19 protein-coding genes and 1 pseudogene are annotated in these 22,521 nt (G+C 70.3%); 7 read left to right on the forward strand and 13 right to left on the reverse strand.

Going from position 1 to position 22,521, the window contains the following annotated elements; all coding sequences use genetic code 11:
* The 3 genes from AC2CHE_RS22915 to AC2CHE_RS22925 form a co-directional block, all read right to left on the reverse strand.
* Nucleotides 1–603: copper resistance CopC family protein (locus AC2CHE_RS22915; RefSeq protein WP_484506918.1), on the reverse strand; the 603-nt coding region annotated here is incomplete at its 3' end.
* Nucleotides 604–620: 17 nt separating this feature from the next.
* On the reverse strand, nt 621–1,820 hold the full coding sequence (locus tag AC2CHE_RS22920) for a Dyp-type peroxidase (protein ID WP_484506919.1): 1,200 nt from the start codon (nt 1,818–1,820) through the stop codon (nt 621–623).
* A 17-nt stretch (nt 1,821–1,837) separates the two neighbouring features.
* On the reverse strand, nt 1,838–2,431 hold the full coding sequence (locus AC2CHE_RS22925) for a copper chaperone PCu(A)C (protein ID WP_484506936.1): 594 nt from the start codon (nt 2,429–2,431) through the stop codon (nt 1,838–1,840).
* 173 nt (nt 2,432–2,604) lie between these two features.
* Here AC2CHE_RS22925 and AC2CHE_RS22930 point away from each other — a divergent pair, with 173 nt between their 5' ends.
* Nucleotides 2,605–3,426: an AraC family transcriptional regulator gene (locus AC2CHE_RS22930; RefSeq protein WP_484506920.1), complete on the forward strand. Its 822-nt coding sequence runs from the start codon at nt 2,605–2,607 to the stop codon at nt 3,424–3,426.
* Here the strand turns inward: AC2CHE_RS22930 and AC2CHE_RS22935 are convergent.
* A complete protein-coding gene (locus AC2CHE_RS22935) occupies nt 3,401–3,832 on the reverse strand; it encodes a DUF2000 family protein (protein ID WP_484506921.1) in 432 nt (143 codons plus the stop codon). The two genes, AC2CHE_RS22930 and AC2CHE_RS22935, sit on opposite strands and share 26 nt — an antisense overlap.
* 61 nt (nt 3,833–3,893) lie before the next feature.
* Nucleotides 3,894–5,933, reverse strand: a complete 2,040-nt coding sequence (locus AC2CHE_RS22940) for a copper-translocating P-type ATPase (protein ID WP_484506922.1) — start codon at nt 5,931–5,933, stop codon at nt 3,894–3,896.
* Between the two features lie 321 nt (nt 5,934–6,254).
* Between AC2CHE_RS22940 and AC2CHE_RS22945 the strand changes: the two genes are divergently transcribed.
* Genes AC2CHE_RS22945 through AC2CHE_RS22955 form a run of 3 tightly spaced genes read left to right on the forward strand, consistent with a single transcriptional unit; the run spans nt 6,255 to nt 10,380 of the window.
* Nucleotides 6,255–8,750 carry a sensor histidine kinase gene (locus tag AC2CHE_RS22945; RefSeq protein ID WP_484506923.1) on the forward strand — a complete coding sequence of 832 codons (2,496 nt, stop codon included), beginning with the start codon at nt 6,255–6,257 and terminating at the stop codon, nt 8,748–8,750.
* Nucleotides 8,751–8,788: 38 nt separating this feature from the next.
* Entirely contained in the window at nt 8,789–9,193 is a 405-nt protein-coding gene (locus tag AC2CHE_RS22950) for a roadblock/LC7 domain-containing protein (RefSeq protein ID WP_484506924.1), read from the forward strand.
* Nucleotides 9,190–10,380: an ABC transporter substrate-binding protein gene (locus AC2CHE_RS22955; protein WP_484506925.1), complete on the forward strand. Its 1,191-nt coding sequence runs from the start codon at nt 9,190–9,192 to the stop codon at nt 10,378–10,380. Before AC2CHE_RS22950 ends, AC2CHE_RS22955 begins: the two co-directional genes overlap by 4 nt.
* Nucleotides 10,381–10,506: 126 nt before the next feature.
* On the opposite strand, the gene AC2CHE_RS22960 is transcribed toward AC2CHE_RS22955, so the two are convergent.
* The 5 genes from AC2CHE_RS22960 to AC2CHE_RS22980 all read right to left on the reverse strand — a co-directional run bounded on the left by AC2CHE_RS22960 (nt 10,507) and on the right by AC2CHE_RS22980 (nt 15,530).
* Nucleotides 10,507–11,508 (reverse strand): polyprenyl synthetase family protein, encoded by a 1,002-nt coding sequence (locus AC2CHE_RS22960; protein WP_484506926.1) that lies wholly within the window; start codon nt 11,506–11,508, stop codon nt 10,507–10,509.
* A gap of 37 nt (nt 11,509–11,545) precedes the next feature.
* Entirely contained in the window at nt 11,546–11,962 is a 417-nt protein-coding gene (locus tag AC2CHE_RS22965) for a hypothetical protein (protein ID WP_484506927.1), read from the reverse strand.
* 128 nt (nt 11,963–12,090) lie between these two features.
* Nucleotides 12,091–13,380, reverse strand: a complete 1,290-nt coding sequence (locus tag AC2CHE_RS22970; protein WP_484506928.1) for a GAF domain-containing protein — start codon at nt 13,378–13,380, stop codon at nt 12,091–12,093.
* A gap of 399 nt (nt 13,381–13,779) precedes the next feature.
* The gene (locus AC2CHE_RS22975) at nt 13,780–14,838 is read right to left on the reverse strand and encodes a Brp/Blh family beta-carotene 15,15'-dioxygenase (RefSeq protein WP_484506929.1); all 1,059 of its coding nucleotides are present in this window, start codon (nt 14,836–14,838) and stop codon (nt 13,780–13,782) included.
* The gene (locus tag AC2CHE_RS22980) at nt 14,835–15,530 is read right to left on the reverse strand and encodes a bacteriorhodopsin (protein ID WP_484506930.1); all 696 of its coding nucleotides are present in this window, start codon (nt 15,528–15,530) and stop codon (nt 14,835–14,837) included. The genes AC2CHE_RS22975 and AC2CHE_RS22980 overlap by 4 nt, the downstream gene beginning before the upstream one ends.
* A 173-nt stretch (nt 15,531–15,703) precedes the next feature.
* On the opposite strand from AC2CHE_RS22980, the gene AC2CHE_RS22985 reads away from it, so the two are divergent.
* The 3 genes from AC2CHE_RS22985 (at nt 15,704) to AC2CHE_RS22995 (ending at nt 19,038) form a co-directional block, all read left to right on the forward strand.
* Complete coding sequence (locus AC2CHE_RS22985; protein ID WP_484506931.1) at nt 15,704–16,531, forward strand: bacteriorhodopsin; 828 nt, start codon at nt 15,704–15,706, stop codon at nt 16,529–16,531.
* Between the two features lie 221 nt (nt 16,532–16,752).
* Nucleotides 16,753–17,778, forward strand: coding sequence for a DUF4331 family protein (locus AC2CHE_RS22990; RefSeq protein WP_484506932.1), 1,026 nt, complete (start codon nt 16,753–16,755; stop codon nt 17,776–17,778).
* Nucleotides 17,779–18,021: 243 nt separating this feature from the next.
* Nucleotides 18,022–19,038 carry an ion channel gene (locus tag AC2CHE_RS22995; RefSeq protein ID WP_484506933.1) on the forward strand — a complete coding sequence of 339 codons (1,017 nt, stop codon included), beginning with the start codon at nt 18,022–18,024 and terminating at the stop codon, nt 19,036–19,038.
* A gap of 75 nt (nt 19,039–19,113) precedes the next feature.
* On the opposite strand, the pseudogene AC2CHE_RS23000 reads toward AC2CHE_RS22995, so the two are convergent.
* The 3 genes and pseudogenes from AC2CHE_RS23000 to AC2CHE_RS23010 form a co-directional block, all read right to left on the reverse strand.
* A pseudogene (locus AC2CHE_RS23000) lies at nt 19,114–19,389 on the reverse strand (hypothetical protein); the annotation flags it as partial.
* Nucleotides 19,390–19,499: 110 nt separating this feature from the next.
* On the reverse strand, nt 19,500–20,786 hold the full coding sequence (locus tag AC2CHE_RS23005) for a TIGR02679 family protein (RefSeq protein WP_484506934.1): 1,287 nt from the start codon (nt 20,784–20,786) through the stop codon (nt 19,500–19,502).
* On the reverse strand, nt 20,783–22,521 hold a 1,739-nt coding region (locus tag AC2CHE_RS23010), incomplete at its 5' end, for an SbcC/MukB-like Walker B domain-containing protein (protein WP_484506935.1). The genes AC2CHE_RS23010 and AC2CHE_RS23005, both read right to left, overlap by 4 nt.

Genomic DNA, 22,521 nt, shown 5'->3' on the forward strand with positions numbered 1-22,521 from the left:
CAGCAGGAGCACCGCCGCGGCGGCCACCAAAGCCAGCAGAACCCCGCCGCCGGCCAGCAGCGCCGTCGTGCCCGGACCGCCGGAGGAACTGCTCGCGGCCGGGCTGGCGGCCGCGGCGGTCGGTTCGGCGCTCGGGGCCGACGTGGTCGGTGCCGGCTCGCTTACCGTGGGGCTGGGGCTGGGGCTGGGGCTGGGGCTGGGTGCGGTGGTGGCCGTCGGGTCGGCGACGGTGAACTTGTACGACCCCTGCACCGGGTGTCCGTCTTTGGAGACCACCCGGTACGCGACGGTGTAGACGCCGTTGGTCAGCGGCGAGTCGATGGCGACGGTGCCCTTGGTGCCGCTGACCTCCGGCTCGCCGGTGGTCACCTGCTGCTCGTCGGCGTCGCTGAGGGTGATGGTGGTGAACGACGGGTTCAATTTCTCAAGGAACTCCAGGGTGATCCGGGTCGGCACCTTCTTCAGCTTGGCGTCCTGCGCAGGAGTGGCCTTACGCAGCGCGTTGTGGGCGTACGCCGGGGCAACCGGCCCGATCAGCAGGGTGGTGGCGGCCAGCGTTGCGGCGAGGGCGGCGGCGAGCGGCCGGCGCAGGTGACGGGACATGACGGTCATTCTCCTCGTCAGTCGAGCAGTTGCTGACCGACCCAGCCACCTTCCGGGCAGCCGGGCGGGACGGCGAAGACGGCCGAGCCGATCGGGGTGGTCCACACGTTGAGCAGGTCCCGCTCGGCGAGCCGCCGCTGGATGGGCAGGAACTGGGTGGCGATGTCGGCCTGGTACGCCGCGAAGATGAGTCCACTGTCCGCGGTGCCGTCGGCAGCGGGTACGCCGTCGTAATTGTAGGGACGGCGCAGGATCCGGAACCGGTCGTCGGTGACGTGCGCCCGGGTGAGGTGCGAGAAGTCCGGGATGACCGTCAGCCCGTCGGGGCCGAGGGCGGCGAAGTCGGGCTCGTCGTGCTCGCGCGTGCCGGTCAGCGGAGCACCGGTGTCCAGCCGCCGCCCCACGGCCAGTTCCCGGTCGGTGCGACCGAGCAGGTCCCAGGTCTCCAGGTTCATGCTGATCCGCCGCACCACCAGGGTGGTGCTGTCCCGCAGCCAGTCCGCCCCGTCGGTGACCCAGACCGCGGTCTCCACCGGTGCGCCGGGCTTCGGGTTGGCGGTGCCGTCGAGTTGGCCGAAGAGATTGCGTTGGGTCCGGCCCGGCTCCGCGCCGGCCGCCCGCCGGAAACCCTGCTGCACCCAGCGCACGGTGGCGAAGGGTCGGCTGTCTTTCACCAGGACCCGCTGCGCGTGTGCCACGGTGAGCGGGTCGTCGGCGCAGATCTGCACCAGCAGATCCCCGCCCGACCAGCGGGGTTGCAGCCGGTCGATCGGGAACGCGGGCAGGTCGACCACCGAGGGCGGGCGGCGGTCGTCGAGGCCGGCGGCGGTGAAAAGGCCCGGGCCGAAGCCGAAGGTGACGGTGAGCCGGGCCGGCAGCAGCCCCAGCTCGGGTTCGGTGTCGGCGAGCGCGGGTCGGCCCTGGGTGAGCCGGGCGGCGTCGTCGGAGAGCAGCCGCAGCAGCCGCCCGAGATCGGCCCGGTCGGTGCCGGGGCGCAGGGTGAAGGCGACGAACGCGGCGTGCGCCTGCGGTTCGTTGACGACTCCGGCCTGCCGTTTGCCGTGGAACGCTTCGACCGCCTCGCCGACGCCCGCCACCGGCGTGCGTTCCGGCGGGCGTTCCGCTGGCTCGGTGCGGGTGCTGGCCACCGCGGCAGCGCCGGCCAGCGTGCCACCGGCGGCCAGGGCGCCGCCGGTGAGCAGGCCACGCCGGCTCACCGGGCGGTTGGTGGGCCTCACGGTGCCGGGCTGGGGCTGGTCGGCATGTCCGGCATCGGCTCCCCGTGCCCGGGGGCGTAGCTCTCCTGCGCCCCGGTGAACGGCTTGGCCACCGCACGGAACGCCTGAGTCCGCCCGTCGGCGAAGGTGAGGGTGAAGGTCAGTTCGTCACCGGCCTGCACCGGCTTGGCGAGTTTCATCAACATCAGGTGGTCACCGCCCGGCTCCAGCTTGTACTCGCTCTTCGCCTTGATCACCATGCCGCCCTCCTTGGCCCGCATCACCATCTTGCCGTCGGTCATGGCCATCTCGTGCAGCTCCATCGGCGACAGGTCGGTGGCGGCACTGGTGATCGTGACGTCGGTCTCGCCGTCGTTGACCAGCGTGGCGAACGCCGCCGTCATCCCCTTGTCGGCGGCCTTCACCCACGGATCGCGTACGCCCAGCACACCGGCCTCGACGGTGGCTTCGGCGGAGGCAGTGGCGGACGGCGTGGGCGTGGTCGACGACTCTGTCCCGGACGACCCGCAGGCGGCCAGGGAGACGATGAGCGTGGCCCCGGTGAGCAGGACCGCCGGGCGCAGGAGCCGGCGGGGCAGGGTGCTGGGCATGAAGTTCCCCTCGAAGATCGACGTCACAGGGGTTTGTCGTTCGGTGCGGCCGAAAAGTTCCGCCCACCGTCGGCGACCGCCTGTCGTCGCCCCGGGTGGTGGAAGCCGCGCCGGTCATGGCCACAGACGTTCTGGTGGCCTGGCCGGTGTGGCGGAGCGGTTACAGTTCGACCGTGTCCCGGCGTCAGCAGGTACGGGTCTGGTCCCCTGCGGTCAGCGGGATCACGGAGGTGCTGCACGCCCGGTTCACCGACCACGCCTACCCGATGCACACCCATGACAGCTGGGCGTTGCTCGTGGTCGACGAGGGTGTTGTCCGGTACGACCTGGATCGCCACGAGCACGGCGCATTCCGGCAGGTCGTCACGCTGCTGCCGCCGAACGTGCCGCACAACGGCTCCCCGGTCACCACGCAGGGGTTCCGCAAGCGGGTGCTCTATCTCGACCCCGGGCAGTTCGACGGACAACTGGCCGGTCAGGCGGTGGACCGACCGACCTTCGATGACGGAGCCCTGCGTCGGCGGATCGATCTGCTGCACGCGCGGCTGACCGAGCCGGGTGACGAGTTCGCCGCCGAGGTGCATCTCACACTCATTGTCGAGCGGCTGCGGGCGCGGCTGGTTCGCCGTACGCCGGTGGCAACCCCGCTGCGGGATCCACGGATCGCCCGGCGGCTACGTGACCTGCTCGACGAGCGTTTCGTGGTGGGACTGACCCTGGCGGAGGCGGCCGGTCTGGTGCATGCTCACCCGACCTACCTCGTGCGGGCCTTCTCCGCGGCCTTCGGTATCGGCCCGCACCAGTATCTGATCTCCCGCCGGGTGGATCTGGCCCGACGACTGCTGCGCGAGGGCGTACCGGCCCGGGAGGCAGCCGCCGCGGCCGGCTTCCACGACCAGTCACACCTGAGCCGTCACTTCAAGCGGATCCTCGGCTTCAATCCCGGCCAGTACACCCGTCACCGCCGGGTCACGGGTGCATCCGAGCCCCTTTGAGGATCTTGTCCACGGCGTTCTTCGGTCCGTACACGGCCAGCCCGGTGAGGTCGAGGTGGTCGCGGCCGACGGCGCGCACCGCCGCCCGGTTGTCCCGATCGTTGCCGGTCCGGAACAGGTCCGAGGTGAAGACAGCCAGCGGTAGCCCACGGGCCACGGCGCGCTGGTGGGCGGCGGTCACCGTCTCCTTCGTGCCGGCGAACACCAGCACCGGCTGCCGGAACATGGGCAGGTAGGGCGTGTCGTCGGCGTCGGCGTACGGCTGACCGATCACCTCGGGCACGGCCTGACCGATGCCGCTGACCAGGAACGCGGTCATGTTGAGTCGCTGCCAGGTCGGCAGGTCGTCGCGGAGCAGGACTGCGATCTTGGTGTCGAAGCGTACGGGCTCGGTGACGGTTTCCATGCTGCCGAGTCTGGGCCCGCAGGCGTGCCCGGGTCTTGTACGAAGCTGCCCTGACGGGTGTTCAATCCGGTGGGCGCAGCTCGACGCGGCGCAGCAGTTGGGCGTTGAGCGCGACCACGATGGTGGAGGCCGACATCAGCACGGCGGCGACCGCCGGGCTCAGCGCCACGCCAGCCCAGGCCAGTGCCCCGGCGGCGAGTGGCAGCGCGACCACGTTGTAGCCGGCGGCCCAGGCCAGGTTCTGGAGCATCTTCCGGTACGCGGCCCGGGACAACCGGATCACGCCGCTCACGCCGCGCGGGTCGGAGGAGGCGAGCACCACCCCGGCCGACTCGATGGCCACGTCGGTGCCGGCGCCGATCGCGATGCCGACGTTCGCGCGGGCCAGCGCGGGCGCGTCGTTCACCCCGTCGCCGACCATGGCCACCCGCAGTCCACGCTGCTGCAACCCGGTCACGGTGTCGTCCTTCTCCGCCGGCAGTACCTCGGCGAAGACCTCGTCCTCACCGGCGCGGAAGCCGAGGTCGGCGGCGACCGCCTCGGCGACCGGGCGCGCATCCCCGGTGATCATCATGATTTTGCGGATGCCCTGCCTCCGCAGGTCGGCGACGGCCTGCCGGGCCTCCGGCCGAACCTGATCGGCCAATGCGAGGGCGCCGAGGACGGCGCCGCCGTCGCTGAGCCGCAGCAGGTAGAGCACTGCGGCACCACGACGCGACCAGTCCTGCCGGTGCTCGTCGAGATCGTCCGGCACGGTGACGTCGAGTTCCCGCAACAACGCCGGACCGCCGACGGCGTAGGTCACCCCGTCCACCTCGGCGCGTACGCCGCGACCGGTCATCGAGTGGAATCCGGACGCCGCCCGCTGGTCGCTCCGGTCGGCGGCGGCGGTCACGATCGCCCGGGCGAGGGGGTGCTCGCTGTCGGCCTCGACCGCCGCCGCGATGGCGAGAACATCCTGCTCGGTCGTGCCGGTGCCGGCGGCGACATCGGTCAGGACGTGCTCGCCCCGGGTCAGCGTGCCGGTCTTGTCGAACAGCACCGCGTCGACGGTGCGCATCCGCTCCAGGGCCAGTCGGTCCTTGACCAGGATGCCGCCCTTGGCGGCCACCGCGGTGGATAGTGCGATGACCAGCGGGATGGCCAGTCCGAGCGCGTGTGGACAGGCGATGACCAGCACTGTCACCGTCCGCACCACGGCCTCGTCCACAGTGCCCAGCAGCGACCAGACCACGAGGGTCAGCACGGCGGTCGCGGTGGCGATGTAGAACAGCCAGGCGGCGAACCGGTCGGCCAGCACCTGCGCCCGACCGCTGGACTGCTGGGCCTCGCTCACCAGCCGCTGGATGCCGGCCAGCGCGGTGTCGTCCCCGACCGCCTCGATTCTGATCCGCAGCGCCGCGTCGGTGGCCACCGTGCCGGCCACCACCTGGTCGCCGGTGGCGCGCGACACCGGACGCGACTCGCCCGTGATCATCGACTCGTCCACCTCGGCGTTACCGTCCACCACGGTGCCGTCCGCCGGAACCCGGGCGCCCGGACGGGCCAGGACCACATCGCCGACGCTCAGGTCGGCCACCGTCACCCGGTGCGGTGCTCCGTTCGGGTCGAGTCGCTCGGCATCATCCGGCAGCAGCGCGGCAAGCGCCGACAGAGCGCCCCGGGCCTGGCCGATCGCCTTCATCTCCTGCCAGTGCCCGAGCAGCATGATCGTCACCAGTGCCGCGAGTTCCCACCAGAAGTCCAGGTCGAAAGCCCCGAACGAGGTGGCCAGCGATGCCACGTAGGCAACCGTGATCGCCATCGCGATCAGCAGCATCATGCCCGGCGCCCGGTCCCGGATCTCGCGTACCGCGCCCTGAAGAAATGGCCAGCCGCCGTAGCCGAAGACCACTGTGCCGAGCACCGGGCCCACCAGGCCGATCCCGGGAAAGTCCAGTTCGTAGCCGAGCCAGTCCATCACCATGTGACTGGTGACCACGATCGGCACGGTCAGTGCCAGGCTGAGCCAGAACTTGCGGCGGAACGCCGCAGGATCGTGCCCGGCGTGCTTGTCGTGCCCGTGCTGCTCCGGATGGTGCTGGGTGTCGCCGTGGGACATGTCATCGCCTCCCGACACCACCATATACCCCCGGGGGGTATTTATGGGCTGTAACATGATCGAGCCAGATCTGACCTCGCTCTTTCGGTCATTCATGTCCAATGACCGGCCGGACAAGTTTCGCTTTCATGCCTCCGGTTCATGTCCGAGACGTCAGTCAACCCGCCGGCGGGCGAGTAGGGATCTAGAGGTGAACCGATACAACGTGGTAGGAATGGCGCTCTGGCGTGGGCAGGCACGCCCACCCTCCACCATGTAACCGACCGGTACGTCGGTTTGCGCTGAATAAACGTCGATGAGGCAAGGGGGCTGAGTACGCCGGTGACACGTGCTACAGCGGCAGCCGCAGTGCGTACCCATGCCGAAGCGCGCCGGGGATGGCTGGCACGGGGCAGCATCGTCCGCCTGCTACGGCTGCTGGTCGCCGTACCACTGATCGCAGTCGTGGCCTTCGCCGGCCTGGCCCTGGAGGGTACGGTCCGGCAGGTGCTCAACGCGGGCACCGTGCACGACGTCGTCACACTCTCCACCCAGGCCGGCGCGCTCGCCCGTGCGCTACAGGCCGAACGGGTGATCGCCGCGGTCGAGGTGACCACCCAGAGCCAGGCCGCCAGCGCCGCCTTCGACGACCAGGTCGCCCAGACCGACGCCGAGATCGTCGAGTTCCAGCGACGCAGGAACGACGTGTCGACCGGAAACTCCGCCCTGCAACGGATCGACGCCGGCCTGACGGCGCTCGGCTCGGTACGCGAGCAGGTCCGATCGAGCCCTCGCGCCACCCTGTCCGCGATCGCCTTCAGCTACCGCATCCTCGTCGCGGACCTGCTCACCTTCCGTGCGTCCGTGGCCACCGACACCTCGACGAACATCGCCGACGACGTTCGGGCCGCGGCGGCGGTCTCCGAGGCCGGCGAGGCGATCGGTCAGCTTCAGGTCATCGTGCTGCGCAGCCTCGCCGGGGGCGAACTGACCCCGGCCGGACAGCAGGAGATCGTCGGCGCCCAGGCCCGATACGCCGAGGCGACCAACGCCTTCCTGGCCCTCGCCGAACCAGGCTGGGCGGCCAACTGGGAGCAGATCGGCACCGATCCCCAGGTCGTCGCCGCACAACGGCTGCAGGACCAGGTGGGCCGGACGCTGCCCGGTGGACGGCTCGCCGTCGACCCGGACGCCTGGGTCGAGGCCACCGACGGTTGGGTCAGCCAGATGTTCCGGATCCAGAGCGACCTGGATGCCGCCGTCGCCGACCGGGTGTCCACCGAACGCGGGCAACTGCTGCGCAACGCCCTGCTACAGGGCGTCGGCATCTTCCTGGTCCTGGTGCTCACCGCCGTACTGACCGGTGTGGTGGCGCGGCGGATCACCCGCCGTCTGCGGTCGCTGCGGAACACGGTGACCAAGGTGGCGTACGACCGGCTACCGGCCGTCGTCCGGGAGCTCAGCGCGGCCCCACCCGGCAGCGTGCAACCCAACGAGGTGGCCGACCGCTCCGTCTCGGAATTCCGGATCACCGGTTCCGACGAGATCGCCGAGGTGGCCACCGCGACCCGGGCACTGCACCGGGAAGCGGTCCGGATCGCAGGCGAACAGGCGGTGATGCGGGCCAACATCGCAGAGATCTTCGTCCATCTCTCACGACGTGAACAGCGGCTGGTGGACGCGATGCTCGCTCAGGTCGACGAGGTGGAGCGCGACGAGGCCGACCCCGAACGTCTCCAGCAGCTGTACCAACTGGACCATCTCGCGACCCGGATGGCCCGGATCAACCAGAGCCTGCTGGTGCTCGGTGGTTCCGGCATCTCCCGGGTACGCCAGGAGCCGGTTCCGCTGGACCACGTGATCCAGGCCGCGTTGTCCCAGATCGAGCACTACACCCGGGTCCGGATCGGCACCGTCGACAAGGAACTCGCGATCGCCGGTACCGCGGTCGACGAGATCGTGCATCTGGTCGCCGAACTGCTGGACAACGCGACCGGGTACTCCCCGCCGGAGTCCGAGGTGGTGGTCACCGGGCACGCGCTTTCCGACCGGGCCATCGTGCAGGTAGTGGACCAGGGCGTCGGGCTCTCCGCCCAGCGGTGCGAGCAACTGAACATGGCGCTTGCCAACCCGTCGTCGGTCGACGTGTCGGGTGTGCGGGCCATGGGTCTGACCGTGGTCGCCCGGCTCGCCGCGCGGCACGCCGTCCGGGTCGAGCTGCGTCCCGGGCCGAGGGGCGGCACGGTGGCCGAGATCACGCTGCCGGCGTCGATCGTCGTACGCCGGCCGGTGCAGCAGCCGCAGCCGGTGGATTCCGAACTGGGCCGGGGCCGTCCCTCCGCCGGAGGGGGACGTCCGGCCATGACCTCTGGGACCCGCGCCAGCCTCCCCGTGGCCGGCGCCGGCAATCCCGCGCCGAATGCCGGGCGGGTCCCGGTCGGTGTCGGTGCGGTACGCGCGACCATCCCGGCACCGCCCAACTCCGTCGCCTCGCCGCCCGTACCCGCACCGCTGTTCCAGCCGGCAGCCCAGCCGCAACCCGCCGCGGTGCGGTTGCCGTCCGGCCCGACGGTGAACGGCTGGTTCAAGACCGCCCTCGACGGTGACTCGGTGGCCGTCACCTGGCCGGTCGATGCCGGTGAGAGGTGGGCGAGCGCCGCTCCAGCACCGTCCACCCAGGTCGGGTTGCCACGCCGGGTGCCGCAGCCGCATCTGGTTCCCGAGACGCCACAACCGAGCGCGGACCCGAAGCGGAAGCTGGATCCGGCAACTGTGGCGGCGGCCATGTCGGCCTACGCCAAGGGCGTCGCCGGACGCCAGGCCCCCAACTCCTTCTGACGCTGACCGTCCACCCCTCCCCGATCTGGAGTGACGTCGTGACAAGCCCGAACGACCTGAGCTGGCTGTTGCAGAACTTCGTGAACCGTACTCCTGAGGTCAGTCATGCCCTCGCCATTTCCACCGACGGACTGGTCCTGGCACACAATCACGGCCTGCCCCGCGACCGGGCGGATCAGCTCGCCGCCACCGGCAGCGGTCTGATCGCCCTGCTCGTCGGAGCTGCCCGGTTCTTCCAGGCCGGGGCGGTGATCTCGAACGTGACCCAGATGGACGGCGGCTTCATGTTCTGCATGTCGTTCAGCGACGGTGCCTCACTGCTCGTGCTGGCCTCCCCGATCTGCGACGTGGGCCAGGTCTCGTACGAGATGACCGACCTGGCGAACCGGATGGGTGAGGTGCTGACCCCGGCGGTGCGTTCCCAGTTGCTGGGGATGCTGTGAGCGCCAGCCACCCCGCCCGTCGACTCGTCGCTGCCCTGCTGACCGGCGTGCTGGTCGCCGCCACCGCCGCCTGTGACGGCGGGTCGGAATCGCAACGGCAGACCATCCGGATCGGGATGATCACCGCCCTGGCCGGGTCGCTTGAGGCACCCGGCTCCGAGCTGCGCGACGGCTTCCAGCTCTACCTGGACATGCGTGGCCGGCAGCTGGGCGGCCATCCGGCCGAGCTGATCGTCGCCGACGAGGGATACGAACGCGACGTGACAGTCGAATCCGCCACGAAGCTGCTGGAGCAGGATCGCGTCTCGGCGATCACCGGCATCATCAACGGCGGCAGCGTGGCCGCCATCCTGCCACTCATCGAGAAGCACAAGGTCCCGCTGGTCGGTGCCCTGGGGCGGCCGGCGCTGACCGACGTGACGTACATCTGGCACACCAACCTGATCTCCGTGGAGCCGGGTGTGGCCATGGCGCCGTTCGTCAAGCAGGAGGTGGGGCAGGGCCGGGTCTACGCCATCGGGCCGGACTTCCAGAGCGGTCGCGACGAGTTGCGCGGCTTCGTCAAGACGTTCACCGACCTCGGTGGCCGGCTGGCCAACCCCGGCGGCAAGGCCGTCTTCAGTCCGTTCCCGGTCACCAAGGACTTCGGCCCGTACCTGAACGAGATCGCCGGGTCCGGCGCGGAGGCGGTCTACTGCTTCTTCGACGCACAGAACGCCATCACCTTCGTCAAGCAGTACGCCGAATCCCCCGTCGCCGACCTGCCGCTCTACGCGGCGGGCTTCGTGACCGAGCCGGCGAGCCTGGTCGAGCAGGGCGATGCGGCCGAGGGCATCTACAACGGGCTCAACTACTCACCCGACCTCGACAACGCGGCCAACCGGGAATTCGTCGCCGCCTGGAACGCGGCCTATCCGGGCCGGGTCCCCACCTCGATCGTTATGGCGTCGTACGACGCGGCAGCCGTGCTGGACCGGGCGATCGCCGCAGCGGGCACGAACCCCACCCCGGAGCAGATCAACGCCGCGATCGCCGGCCTCGGGCAGCTCAACAGCCCCCGCGGGCCCTGGCAGTTCGCGAAGTCCACCCACGCGCCGATCCAGAAGTGGTACCTCCGCCAGGTCCGCCGGGACGGACGGGCACTGACCAACGTCGTCGTCTCGGAACTGGCCACCCTCGGCGGTTGACCTCGACGGCACCCGGCGTGGCCGCCGTCGTTGACCTCGGCGAAGGACTTCGGTGGCACAGCCCCGCTGACCGAGAGGGCCGTCACCGCCACCGAGCTGCCCTGGCGCTCGGTGGCGGGGGAGTCGCTACCGGCTGCGTTCCACGACGTACTCGGGTAGGCCGAGCAGGAACCGCCCGTCCTCGGTCTCGGCCGCCGGCCCCAACGCCCGCTGTCCTTCTCGAAATGCGGCGTCGGCCAGGTCACGCGCGCTGCGGCGGGCGGACTCGACACAGTCGTAGGCGAGCAGGCGGCCGTGCAACCAACGCACCTCGGTCGCCGTGCGCTGCGCCCGGGTCCGGCGCAGGAACGCGACGAGCCGCTCGCGTTCCTCCTCGGTGCACCGCCGCATGAAGTCGATGAGGATCAGCGTCCGCTTGCCCTCCCAGAGGTCGCCCGCGATCTCCTTGCCGTAGCGGGCGAAGTCCCCCACGAGGTTGAGCGCGTCGTCCTGGATCTGGAACGCGGCACCCAGGTACCAGCCATAGCGGTCGAGGACGTCGACCGCGTCATGCTGACCGGTGGCGACCAAGATGCCGGTACGGCACGGGTAGATGCAGGTGTACCAGGAGGTCTTCTTCAGACACATCCGGTAGTAGTCGTCCGCGTCGAGGTCGCAGACGTTGTCCCGGATCCAGCCGACCTCGATCGCCTGCCCCTCCAACGAGTGACGCAGCATGAGTTGGGTCTCGTCGAACAGCCGCCACGCGATCCCCGAGCCGAGGGCCTGGCGGTTGGCGGCGAGCCGCTGCAACGCGAGGAGATTCGTCATGTTACCCACGTTGAGGGCGACACCGACCCCGTACTCGCCGTGCAGGGTCTCTGCTCCGCGCCGCTGCTCGCTCTCGTCCTGGATGTCGTCATGGATCAGAAACGCGTTGTGGAACAGTTCCACGGTCACCGCGGCGTTGAGCCCCACCGACGGCGTGCCGCCGAAGGTCTGGCAGGCTGCGAGGCAGAGGGCGGCCCGCAGCCCCTTCCCCCAACGCCGCGGGTACTCGCTCACCAGGTCATAGAGGTAATGCGGGCCGCCCGAGGGTACGGCGGCGAGGAGCGCGTCGATCGCGAGGGAGCGATAGCGCTCCAGCATGTGCGTGACATGGCCGCCCGCCACGTCGGTGGTCCGGCTACCGGTCCGAGGGCGCGGGCCGCTGCGTGGCCTCCGGCTTGAGCCGGTCGATCAGCCCGTTCGCCATGTCCGGCACCAGCCGCGCCAGGTTGAGCACGCCGTCGAGGGTGTCGTGCGCGTCCGACGTGTACCGGCGGATGACCTCACCACGCTGGTCGTCGGAGGTATTCAACTGCGCGACCACGGTGTCGATAAGCGCGTGCCCGTCGGTGCGGACCCGCGTCACCAGGTCGTCGAACGCCTCCGGGTCCACCCGGCGGTCGGCGCTCAGCTTCTCCTCCAGCCGCCGCGCGCTGGCAATGCCCGCCGCGAGTTCCTCCTCCAGCACGCTGGCCGCGTGGGTCACCGTCTCGGAGGTCTTCTCGGCCACCTTCTCAAAACGCTCGTCACTGTGCTCACGCCCACTGCTCTCCATGGGAGAAGTGTTGATGACCCGCCGCCCGACCGGGTAGAGGTGTGTCGAGTTGATGACTCACCGTGATATGACTCGGCGTGCATCGCCAACGTTCCTCGACCCGATGACGAGGGGCGCGGAACGGCGGGTCAGCGGTTTAGGTAGGCGGCCAGGCCGCCGAGTTCCTCGCTGGCGATGAAGACCGCCCGTACGTTGAGGATGGCCTCCTCGACATGGCGCGGACAACCCCACGCCGAGTCGCCCCACGAATCGGCGATTTTGATCTCGGCCGGTGCGGTGCACGCTTCGGCGCCGCCGAGTTGGCAGGTCTCCGGGTGCGGCGTGGCGGCCTGCGCGGCGGCGGCGGCCCGCATCTGGGCATTGAGTTCCGCGGCGGCGGCGGCGCGCTGCTCCGCCTCGGCACGAAGGCCCCGCTCCGCGCGTACCGCCTTGGCGAGTTCGTCGTGGGCTGCCCTGGCGCGCGCCTCGGCGGCGATTTTCGCCTGCTCGATGTGGTGGCGTTCGATGGCCAGCGCCGCGGTGCCGGCGAAGACCCGGGCGAGGGCGAGATCGGTGTCCTGCGGCACGCGCGGAGTGCGGTGGTACATGGCGAAAGTGCCCAGCAGGCTGCCGTCGCGGGCAAGGATCGGCGTGGACCAGCAGGCGGCCAGTCCGGCCCGCCCGGCCAGGTCGCGAAAGTTGGCCCAGTACGGATCGGCGGCGATGTCGGTGACGATCACCGACTCCCGCCGGTGCGCGGCGGTGCCGCAGGATCCGACGCCCTCACCGGCGGCGATCCCGTCGATGGCCTGGTTGTAGAAGGCCGGCAGGCTGGGGGCGGCACCGTGCCGCAGGTGCCGACCATCAGGTTCGGCGAGCAGCACGGAGACGAGCACCTCCTGCGGCGCGAGATTCTCGATACTGCGCGCCATCCCGTCGAGCACCTCGGTCAGCGGCGCCTGACGGGCAATCTGCTCCAGCAGGGCACGGTGCTCGGCCATCAGCCGTTGGGCCTGCTTGACCCCGGTGGTCTCCACGCCGATCACGCGGATGCCGAACACGCGGCCGTCGGCGTCCCGGCGCGGCTCGTAGGTGAAGTCGAAGTACGCCTCCCGCGCGTGCGGCTCGGTGCCCAGCACGACCCGCACGTCCCGGCGGGTGTCGGGCTCACCCGTGCGGTAGACCTCGTCCAGCAGGGCGGTGAAGCCCTGAGCGGCCAGTTCGGGCAGCACGTCGACGAGCGGTACGCCGGTGCGGGCCCGTTGCTCGCCGGTGGCCGCGACAAACGCCGGATTGGCCGCCTCCACCAGGTGCTCCGGCCCCACCAGCGATGCGAAGACGGCAATGGACTGCCCGAACAGCGTCCGCAGATCCTCCGCTGCTTGACTGGTGCCCGACGGACTCTCAGCAGCGGGCAGTTCACCTGGTACCGCCGTCATGGTGTCGGCTCGCCTTTCAGCTGTCCGTGCGAGGGATCGGTAAGTGGTTCGCCTATTGGATGAAGGTGGCCACAGCACGCGAGAACGGGCTGCGGCCGTCGCTGCAGCGTACCGGCAGTCGATGCAGCCCGCAGCGATGCAGCCGGCGCATCGGTGAGGGCGAGCCGGGTGGCGACCCGGAGACCGGGTGAGACCCGGCCCAGCCGACCGTCGTCGGCGGTGCCGCGCGAGACGGGGGCCAGGCGGCGGGCGGCGTGGAAGCCGGGGAATCCCGCGCCGACGATGACGATCCTGGGCCGGGCCATGACGGGGCCTGCTCAACGGGCGGCATCAACTCCCCGAAGCGCGGTGGTGTGGTTCGTGGCTGGTGCCGGTTCATGCCTGCTCCGGCGGTGGCGGTCATCGTGCGGCAATGTTCGACCGCGCCGCACTGGAAGCTGTGACTTGCCCCGTCGCCGTCCGACTGTCGAGCCGGGCGACCACTACCGCGTGCGGAACGGTGAGCCCGGCGAGCACGGCGAAGACCACCTGCAGTGGGTCGGCTGCGAACGGGCCTGCGGTTGTTTCGTTGGCGGTCGACGTTGCGCCGATGGCGAGCAGGGCGAGCAGGCCGGCGGAGGCCACTAGGGTGGGCCACGTCGCCTGCCGGGCGAACCTGCGGACCGGTCCGCCCAGCCGTTCCATCGCCAGGCGGTGCTTGTTACCCGGGTCGGCGCGCAGCAGCCGGGCGATGTGCCGGGCGGAGTGCCAGGCCGCGAAGTACGCGCCGAACGCCAGCGGCGGCGGCACCAGCGCGAAGGCGGCGACGAGGATTCCGAGTGCCGCCACATCGTCGCCACGACGGATGGTCAGCTCGCGAAGTCCGGTCACCAGGGCCGCCAACAGCACGGCGGACAACGCCACCAGCCGGCCGGCCGGGGTGAACGCGGTCGAGGCGCCAGGCGCGACCGCGTCCAGCAGCGGATCGACCGTGCCGGGCCACAGCGCGACCGGCAGCACCACCGGAGGCCCGCCGTACGCCAGGACGGCGAGCGGGGAACGGACGGGCGGCTGCCCGTCCCGCTCGGCCTGGTAGGCCACGTCACCGGTACCGAAGTGCAGCACCGTGAGGACCAAGAATCCGGTCAAGGCGGGGACGGGTGCCCAGAGGAACAGCGCAACCGTGGCGGTGGCCGTCACGATGTACGCGAGCAGCAGCCCGACGGTGCTCCGCAGCGGCCGGGCCTTGGCGGAGATCCAGGCCGGTACCAGATGATCAACGGCGCCGTGTGGCAGGCCGATCAGCAGGCCCACGAGCAGCGGAAGGGTTCCCGCCCAGGCCGTCACGCCCGGTAACAGCAGGCCCAGGCAGGTGAGGCCAGTCAGTGCGATCGGGCCCGAGCGGCCGACCCGGCGCAGTAGCCAGTCGTCGGGCGGAGATCGAACCGGCCGGACGACCTGACGGGAGGCCGGGGTCACGCGACGGTGAGTAGGCCGCGGTCGGACAGGCGCCGCAGCAGGCCCAGGTCGACCGCGCTCCACACGACCTTGGACAGGATCGGCAGGATCACGAACAGGGCTGTGTCGGTGGTGTCCCCGAACAGCCCGAACCCGGACGGCCCCAGGATCCAGATCAGCGGGTAGCCGACCCAGAGCACGCTGAGCAGGAGCGCCACCTGCGTGAAGACCCTCGACATGGGGGCCGGTTGCCGGGCTGCGGTGGCCCGCAGCGGTCCCCAGATCAGCCCGAAGACCACCACAAGGGCCACCACCCCGAGGAAGTAGAGGCCGTATCGCCAGGTCGGGCTCTCCATGAGGTCAGCCAGGAAGCCGCTTGTGATCATGATGATGTCGGCGGCGACGAGCGCGCGTACCAGTCCCCATCGCTTGTCCGGCAACGCGTGCATCGCGGTGAGCGAGAGGGCGATCAGCAGCAGCGGGGTGCTGACCACCCAGTCGGCGTACCGGGCCCAGAACGTCGTCTGGTCGGCGACGGCGGTCCGACCGCCGCCTACTGCCATCACCACGTACCAGAATCCCGACCAGAGCGGAATGGCCGTGGCGACCGCGTACTCCACCGGCGGGATGCCCTTGGGGTCGGCCCGCCAGGAGCGGAAGAGCGCGACACCGGCCGCCATGGCGGCGACGTAGAACCACAGCCAGAACTCCACGGCAACTCCCTAGCCAAGCCCGGCTCTCGGAAATGAGGGACCGCTCCCTTGATGTCAGCTTAGGATGGATGTGAATGCTTTTGGGGTACAAGGGGGAATAAGCCCGATCGCGGGAGACGCGGCACCACGTTCCGCAATCGGCGACGATCCCGGTGGGAAGGCGGGCCAGCGGCATGAACTTCGAGAACGAGTTCGGCTACAACGTCATCCAGTACACGCTGGTCTCGCACGTGCTGACCCTCGGCTACGCCGTCATGGCGGCTGGGCTCGTCTACTTCCTGCTGACGATGTCCGGTATCGCTCCGCGGTACCGGCTCGCCTCGGTGCTCTCAGCAGTGGTCATGATCTCCGCGTTCTTCGAACTCTGGGTGCTGTCGCAGCGCTGGTCCCAGGCGTTCGCTTGGAACGGCAGCGCGTTCGTCAACACCGACACCCTGTTCTCCAACGGCTACCGGTACATGAACTGGTCCATCGACGTGCCCGTGCTGCTGATCCAGTTGCTGGTGGTGCTCGGTGTCACCGGCCAGCGCTTCCACCGCACCTGGGCGCTGTTCGTCGCCGCCGGCCTGGCGATGATCTACACCGGCTATGCGGGGCAGTTCTACGAGATGGACAGGTCCTGGCCGTTCTGGATCTGGGGTCTGGTCAGCGCCGTCTTCTTCCTGTTCCTGCTCGCCCTGGTGGCCCGCCTCATCTTCGGCAACCTGCGCCGGCTGCCCCGCGCCGCCCGTGGGCCGGCCCGGTCCGTGTGGTGGCTGATCCTCGTCTCCTGGACGCTCTATCCCGGGGCTTATCTCATGCCGGCGATGTGGGACTCCGCCGACGGGGTGGTGGCGCGGCAGATCACCTACACACTGGCCGACATCACCTCGAAGGTGATCTACGGAGTGCTGATCGGAGTGATCGCCCGGAAGGTCAGCGCCGCCGAGAACTGCCAGGCCGCGATCGAGGAGGACGTGGCCCAGCCGCGCGGCGGCCTGACCTCCGCCACGTCCAGCTGAGGGCTTCGCCGGCGCGGCGGTGGAGCGGGTGCCGAGGTTGCGGGACCAGCCGGGGATCCGCTTGATCAGGAAGATCTCTTCCAGGGCTTGGAGGTAGCGGGCGTCCGGCTGACGTGGCTTTCGTCCTCTTGCCGGTGATATGCGCGTAATCCCATAGTTGGTGAGGTTTCTAGGCTTTAGCCTCGGGCTGTCTTGTCACAGCATCACTTCGGGAGCCAACGATGTCGCATCATCTCGACACCCCACACGCGGCCCAGACTGGGCAGCTGTACTTGGACGACCTGTTCGTCTTCCCTGGCGAACGCGGGGCTGTACTGGTGATGGATGTGAACAGCTCGGTCACGAACGTCGACCTTCAGCCGGGCTTCCACCATGAGGGGCGGTACGAGTTCAAGCTCCTCATCAACGGCTCGACGAAGGAGGAGTTGACCTACCGCTTCACCTTTGGTGAGTTCGACGGTCGTGGGCAGGACCTGACCCTGTCCGTGCTTACCGGTGCAGAAGCCCGCGACGACACCGCGACGGGCCTGGTGGTGGCACAGGGCCGCACCGGCGAGGAGGTGGTGGTCGGGCAGCGACTTCGGGTGTGGGCCGGGCGAATCACCGACCCGTTCTACGTCGACCTGGACCTGCTCGCTACCGTCAACGGCGCTGTCGCCAAGGGCGCGAAGCTGGACCGGTCCACGTGGAAGCCAGAGAAGGCGAAGAACACTTTCGCCAACACCACCGTCGATTCGATCGTCTTGGAGATCGTTGAGGAGTCGGCCTTTGCAGATGGCACGACCATCGGTGTGTGGGCCGTCACCAAGCTTGCCACGGATGCTGGCGGCTGGCGGCAGATCAACCGTGCCGGCCGCCCGATGATGTGGCCCATCTTCTGGCCCCACGACACCGACTTCTCCAACCCGGCGAACACTCGTCACCCAAGCGACGACCTGAAGGAGGACGGGGACCATATCGCCAAGGCGATTGCCGGCACCGTAGCCGCCAACGGCACCTCCGAGGACCCCGAGGCGTACGGCTGGAACGTGGCGCGCTGGGTTTACCCGGACGTGCTGCCCTACGAGGTAGGCACGCCCGCGAACTATGGCTTCGCGAAGGTCAACGGCCGGACGCTTGCCGACAATGCCCCCGAGGTGATGTTGTCGCTCGCGGTCAACACGGGAATCAACTCTGGCCTCACCCCTGATACGAACAAGGACGCCCGCTCCGACTCCTTCCCGTACGTGGTCCCCATCGGGCGTTGATTCTCCGCCTGGACAGGGGCGAGGTGGGAGGGGGGACGGCTCGGTGGAGGGCGGCGGGCGGTGACAGGAGGTGCGGTGGATCGCCCCATCGCGTCGGCCTAGCCCACGAGGGCGTGGCCGTCACTGCCTCCGGCCCGGGCAGAGGCCCGACCTCCCAAGTTGCGCAGGTGGGCACCATGCCTGAGGTTGATTCGGACGGAGCGTCTTCCGAGTCGAGATGCCGGGCGTTGTGGGGGTGGCACGATGGGTGTGCTGTGGGTTTCGGCCGGGCTGCTGGTGGTGGGGGCGGTCCTGCTGGACGCGGCGCAGACGACGCTGTCACTCACGGGAGGGGCCGGTTGGCTCACCCGACACGTGTCGCAGGGCGTGTGGCGTCTGATCCGCGGACTCGCCGGCCGTGGGCCTCGCCGGCACCGACTGCTGCGCTGGTCCGGCACCAGCGTGCTGGTGGCCACCTTCGCGGCCTGGGTCACCGGGCTGTGGCTCGGCTGGTTCCTGGTCTTCAATGCCGCCCCGGAACTGGTGCTCGACCAGTTCGGCCGTCCCGCCGACGCCTGGTCCAGGTTCTACTACACCGGGTTCTCGATCTTCACCCTCGGCGTCGGTGACTACACGCCGGGAACCACGGGTGCGCAGCTCGCGACGAACGGCGCCGTGCTCACCGGCCTGTTCCTGGTCACCCTGGGCATCACCTACCTCATGCAGGTGGTGTCCGCCGTGGTCGACAAGCGCACGATCGCCGGTCACGTCAGCGCCCTGGGCGCCGATCCGGCCGACATCGTCCGCCGAGGCTGGGCCGACGGGCAGTTCGCCCCCATGTTCACCCAGCACCTCACCAGCCTCACCCCGGAACTCGTCCGACTCGGCGAACGACATCTGGCCTTCCCGGTACTGCACTTCTTCCACGCCGACAGCAGCGGCAAGTCAGCCTCCGCAGCGGTGACAGTGCTCGACGGGGCGTTGCTGCTCCTGCGCGACGGTGTCGACCCCCACCACCGGCCGGACATCGGTGCGGTGGAGCCGTTGCACCGCGCACTTCAGCAACTGGTAGGCACCTTGGACGGCTCGTTCATCGTGGCCGCCGACGATCCGATGGGCGCACCGCGGCTGACGGACCTGACCCGGGCCGGAATCCCGACCAACCACGAGCAGGCGTACGCAGAGGCGGTCGAGGGCACCCGGACGCACCGCTGCCGGTTGCGAGGCTGGTGTGCCTCCGACGGCTGGTACGACGCCGAGCTACGGCTCACCCTCGACTGACCGCGTCGGGAGCGGAAGGACCTGCGGAGTCACTCCGTGAGGCCATCGCATCACGGTCGCGGCGGACGCGGGGAGTCATGCCCGCTCCGTCGTCACCGCCTCTGTCGGGACGGGAGCCTGCCACAGGGCACTGACCGGCATGGCGCGGAGCCTGTCGCCGAATGGCAGCGTGGAGGTTCCGGTGTGGAGGACGATGCCGGCGATGAAGTCGTCGCCGAGTCGGTCGACGAGTCGGCGTAGCCCGCGGAAGTCGTCGGATCCGACGGTGGTGGCTGCCTTGACGTCGATCCCGACCACCTGACCAGCTCGGTTCTCGAGCACCGCGTCGACTTCGTACCTGCTCTGGTCGCGTCGACCTGCACGGCGGCGCGGCCGGGGATCAGGTGCGGTGTGGGCACGGCGTCACAAATAACGGCCGTATTTTCGATCTGCGGCATCCAACGAGCAGCACCTGCCTGCCGTTATCTGGCTCCGACCGCCCGTAGGTCGGCGATGAGCCGGTCGAGCAGCCGTTCCTCCATCACCGCTCGGCCGGTACGCCGCATCGACTCGCTCAGCGACTCGTCCCACGGCGTCCGAGTGGGCGTACCGAGCAGTGCCGTGCCGGTGCCCGCCGCCGGCAGGTAGTCAGCCGCGGTCATCCGCCACGGAACCGCGCCCGGATACCGCTGGAGAGCCGCCGCCGTCAGTCGTACGCCGGTCCAGTCGAAGTCGTTGCGCCACCGGATCAGCGCTCCCTGAGCGGCGCACAGCAGCGTGTGAACGGCGACCGACGGCACCCCTTCGGTGCAGATCAGCGGTGGGGCCTGGGTCCCGAGCGCGGTGGTGGCGGCGCGCAGCACGGCGGGGTTCTCGCAGACATAGACCTCGCCGCAGGTCAGGGCCAGCGGTGCCAGGCGCAGTTGGTGCAGGGTGACCCGCATCGGCACACCCGCCTGCGCGGACTCCGTCAGCCACCGCCCGACCAGCCCGCCGGTGGCCGGTACGTTGAGCACCAGCACCTGGCTGGCGAGGTCGTCCGGGACCAGACCGACCGACTCCCACAACGCCCGTTCCCGCTCACCGTCGACCGGGAGCGCCGCCTGCTGCCAGGTGGCGACGGCACGAAGGACGAGCCCGCGCAGCGGCCCGTCGGTGAGGGCCTTCGTGTCCTCCAGCACCCGGTCGGCGAAGACCGGTATCGGCTCGTCGGCCGCGGGCAGTGCGTCCAAGACGCGGATCACGTCCTCGAACGGCAGTCCGGTGCGGACGACGCGGGTCAGGGTGCCATCGCGGCGTAGGCCGTCGAGCCATTCGGCGTACCACGCGCTGTCGGCGTGTCGGCCGTCGTTGGCCACAGCGAGGACGGCGTCGCGGGCCACCGCCTCGCGTTTGAGGTCGGACGGTCGGTTACGTAGCGGGGCCGTCGCGGCGAGCACCTCGATCACGCCGACTCCGTGCGCGGCGCGTAGGTGCTCGTCCACGTCGCTGAGCCGGATGCTGAGACGGGCCGCCGTGGCGGACCGGTGGGTGCCGGTGATGCCGATGATCACAAGACGTTCGTCGTCAGTGGGGGTGGCGAGCGTCACCGTGGTGTCGAGCCGGCCACCGGTGCGTTCCAGGCTGCGCCGGGCGGCCGCCAGCAACCGCCGCCAGCCGGGCTGATCCACGAGGTCCGCCGGACCGCCCGGCCGGTGCCGCCCGGTCGACACGAGCGACGGGAGTGCGGCGGAGCGGTCCGGCGGCCGCGCGCCGCGCTCGTCGGTCATTCGTCTGCGAGGTCGAGCAGGACGCCGGTCCGGTCGGTTTCGCCGTGACCACCGGGGGCGCGGCGGGTCTGCGGGGAGCCGAGCGCACGGGCCAGGGTTCCGTCGAAGTCGGCGATGTTGGTCGAGCCGTCCCAGACCAGCAGCACGGTGGACACGGCGTGTTCCACGGCGGAGTGGGAAAGGTCGTAGTGGGCGGCACCGCTGACCGCCGGGTGGGTGGCCCAGAGGTCGTAGCCGGTCATGAACAGGTCCAGGTCGAACTGTTTCGCCAGCGCCATCAGCTCACCCCGGCCGGTGTCGTCCACGCCGGCGAACGCCTCGTCGAGGCCGAGCAGCCGGGGTGCGTCGGGTCGCGCCGAGCCGAACAGCGCGTTGGCGGCGGCGAACAGCGGCAGGTGCAGGGAGACCGACTGTTCGCCGCCGGAGAGCTGGCTGTGTCGGGCCCGGGTCAGCGCCTCCGTGCCGCCGCCGGGCCGGTGCAGGGTAAACGCGAACGTGCGCCACTGCCGGTAGTCGAGGACGTCGCTGAGCAGTTCCCGGTAGGGCCGTTCGGGCGCGGCGGCGCGCGCCGTCTTGATCCGGGCGGCGAAGTGCCGGCGCATGGTGGTGAGCTGGGCCGGCCCGAGCCGGGCCGGGTCGCGTTCGAGGAGCTTGCACACGTCGCGTTGCTCGGCGTCGAGGTCGTCGGCGAGCCGCCAGCCGACGCCGACGGTGAGCCCCGAAGACATGCGCCGGGCGCGCATCTGACCGTCCATCGCCGCCACCAGGTCGCGGGCCTCGATGGTCCGGTGGTGGATCTGCCGGGCGAGTTGCCCGAGCAGGGCGTCCTCCAGCACCCGCTGCTCGGAGTCGGTCAGGAGTTGCTCCTGGTCGCGGCGCTCGCGGTTGATCCGGTCGGCGAAGTGGGCGACGGGGGTGAGGCCCTGCTCGTCGGCGACCCGGACCACGATCACCCCGTCGTCGGTGTCCCACTCGGGCCGGTGGTCGAGGCCGGCGGCGGGCAGCTGTGCCTGCAGGTCGGTCAGCGCGGTGGTGAGCCGGGTGGCGCTCTGCTTCAGCGACGTCTCGGTGGGGCTCAGCTCGCGGGTGGCGGCGAGGATCGCCTCGTGCAGGGCTGCCACCTGCGGATGCAGGTCGTCGTTCGTAGTCTGCGCCGGCCAGCGCAGGTCGGTGGGGCAGCGCAGCAGGCCCAGCAGGTCCGGCTGGGCGTACGGGCGCAGCCGCTGGGCGTCGTGCTGCGCCTCGGCAACGGCGGCAACCAGGGCCTGCTCACCCAGCTCCACCCGGGTCAGCGCGGCGACCCGCCGCTCCCGGGCGGCACCGAGTGAGGTGCGAGCCTGCTCGACGGCCTGCTCCGCCTCGATGATCGCGTCGGCGGTTCGGGCCACGTCGGCCAGCACCCGTTCCGCGTCGGCGCCCACGCTGTCGCGCAACGTCCGGTACGCCTCCGCCTTCTCCTGGTGCCGTGCACGGGCCGTGCGTGCGGTCTCCGCCCCGGCGGTGAGCCGGTCGACTGCCTCGTCGTGCCGCTGCCGTGCCTGATCCTCCTGCTCGGTGGCACGCGCGGCGGCTGTCCGTGCGCCCTCCAGGCGTACCCCGCCCTTCTCGAAGCGGCTCACCGCTTCGGCGGTGTCGTCGAGCCGGTCGACCGGCAGCGATCGCTCTGCCGCGCTCCGGCGCAGCGCGGACGCGGCGGCGGCCCGCTCGGCCAGCGCCTGGTCGAGGCGGGCGGCGG

The sequence above is a fragment of the Micromonospora sp. ATLC16 genome (assembly GCF_057196645.1).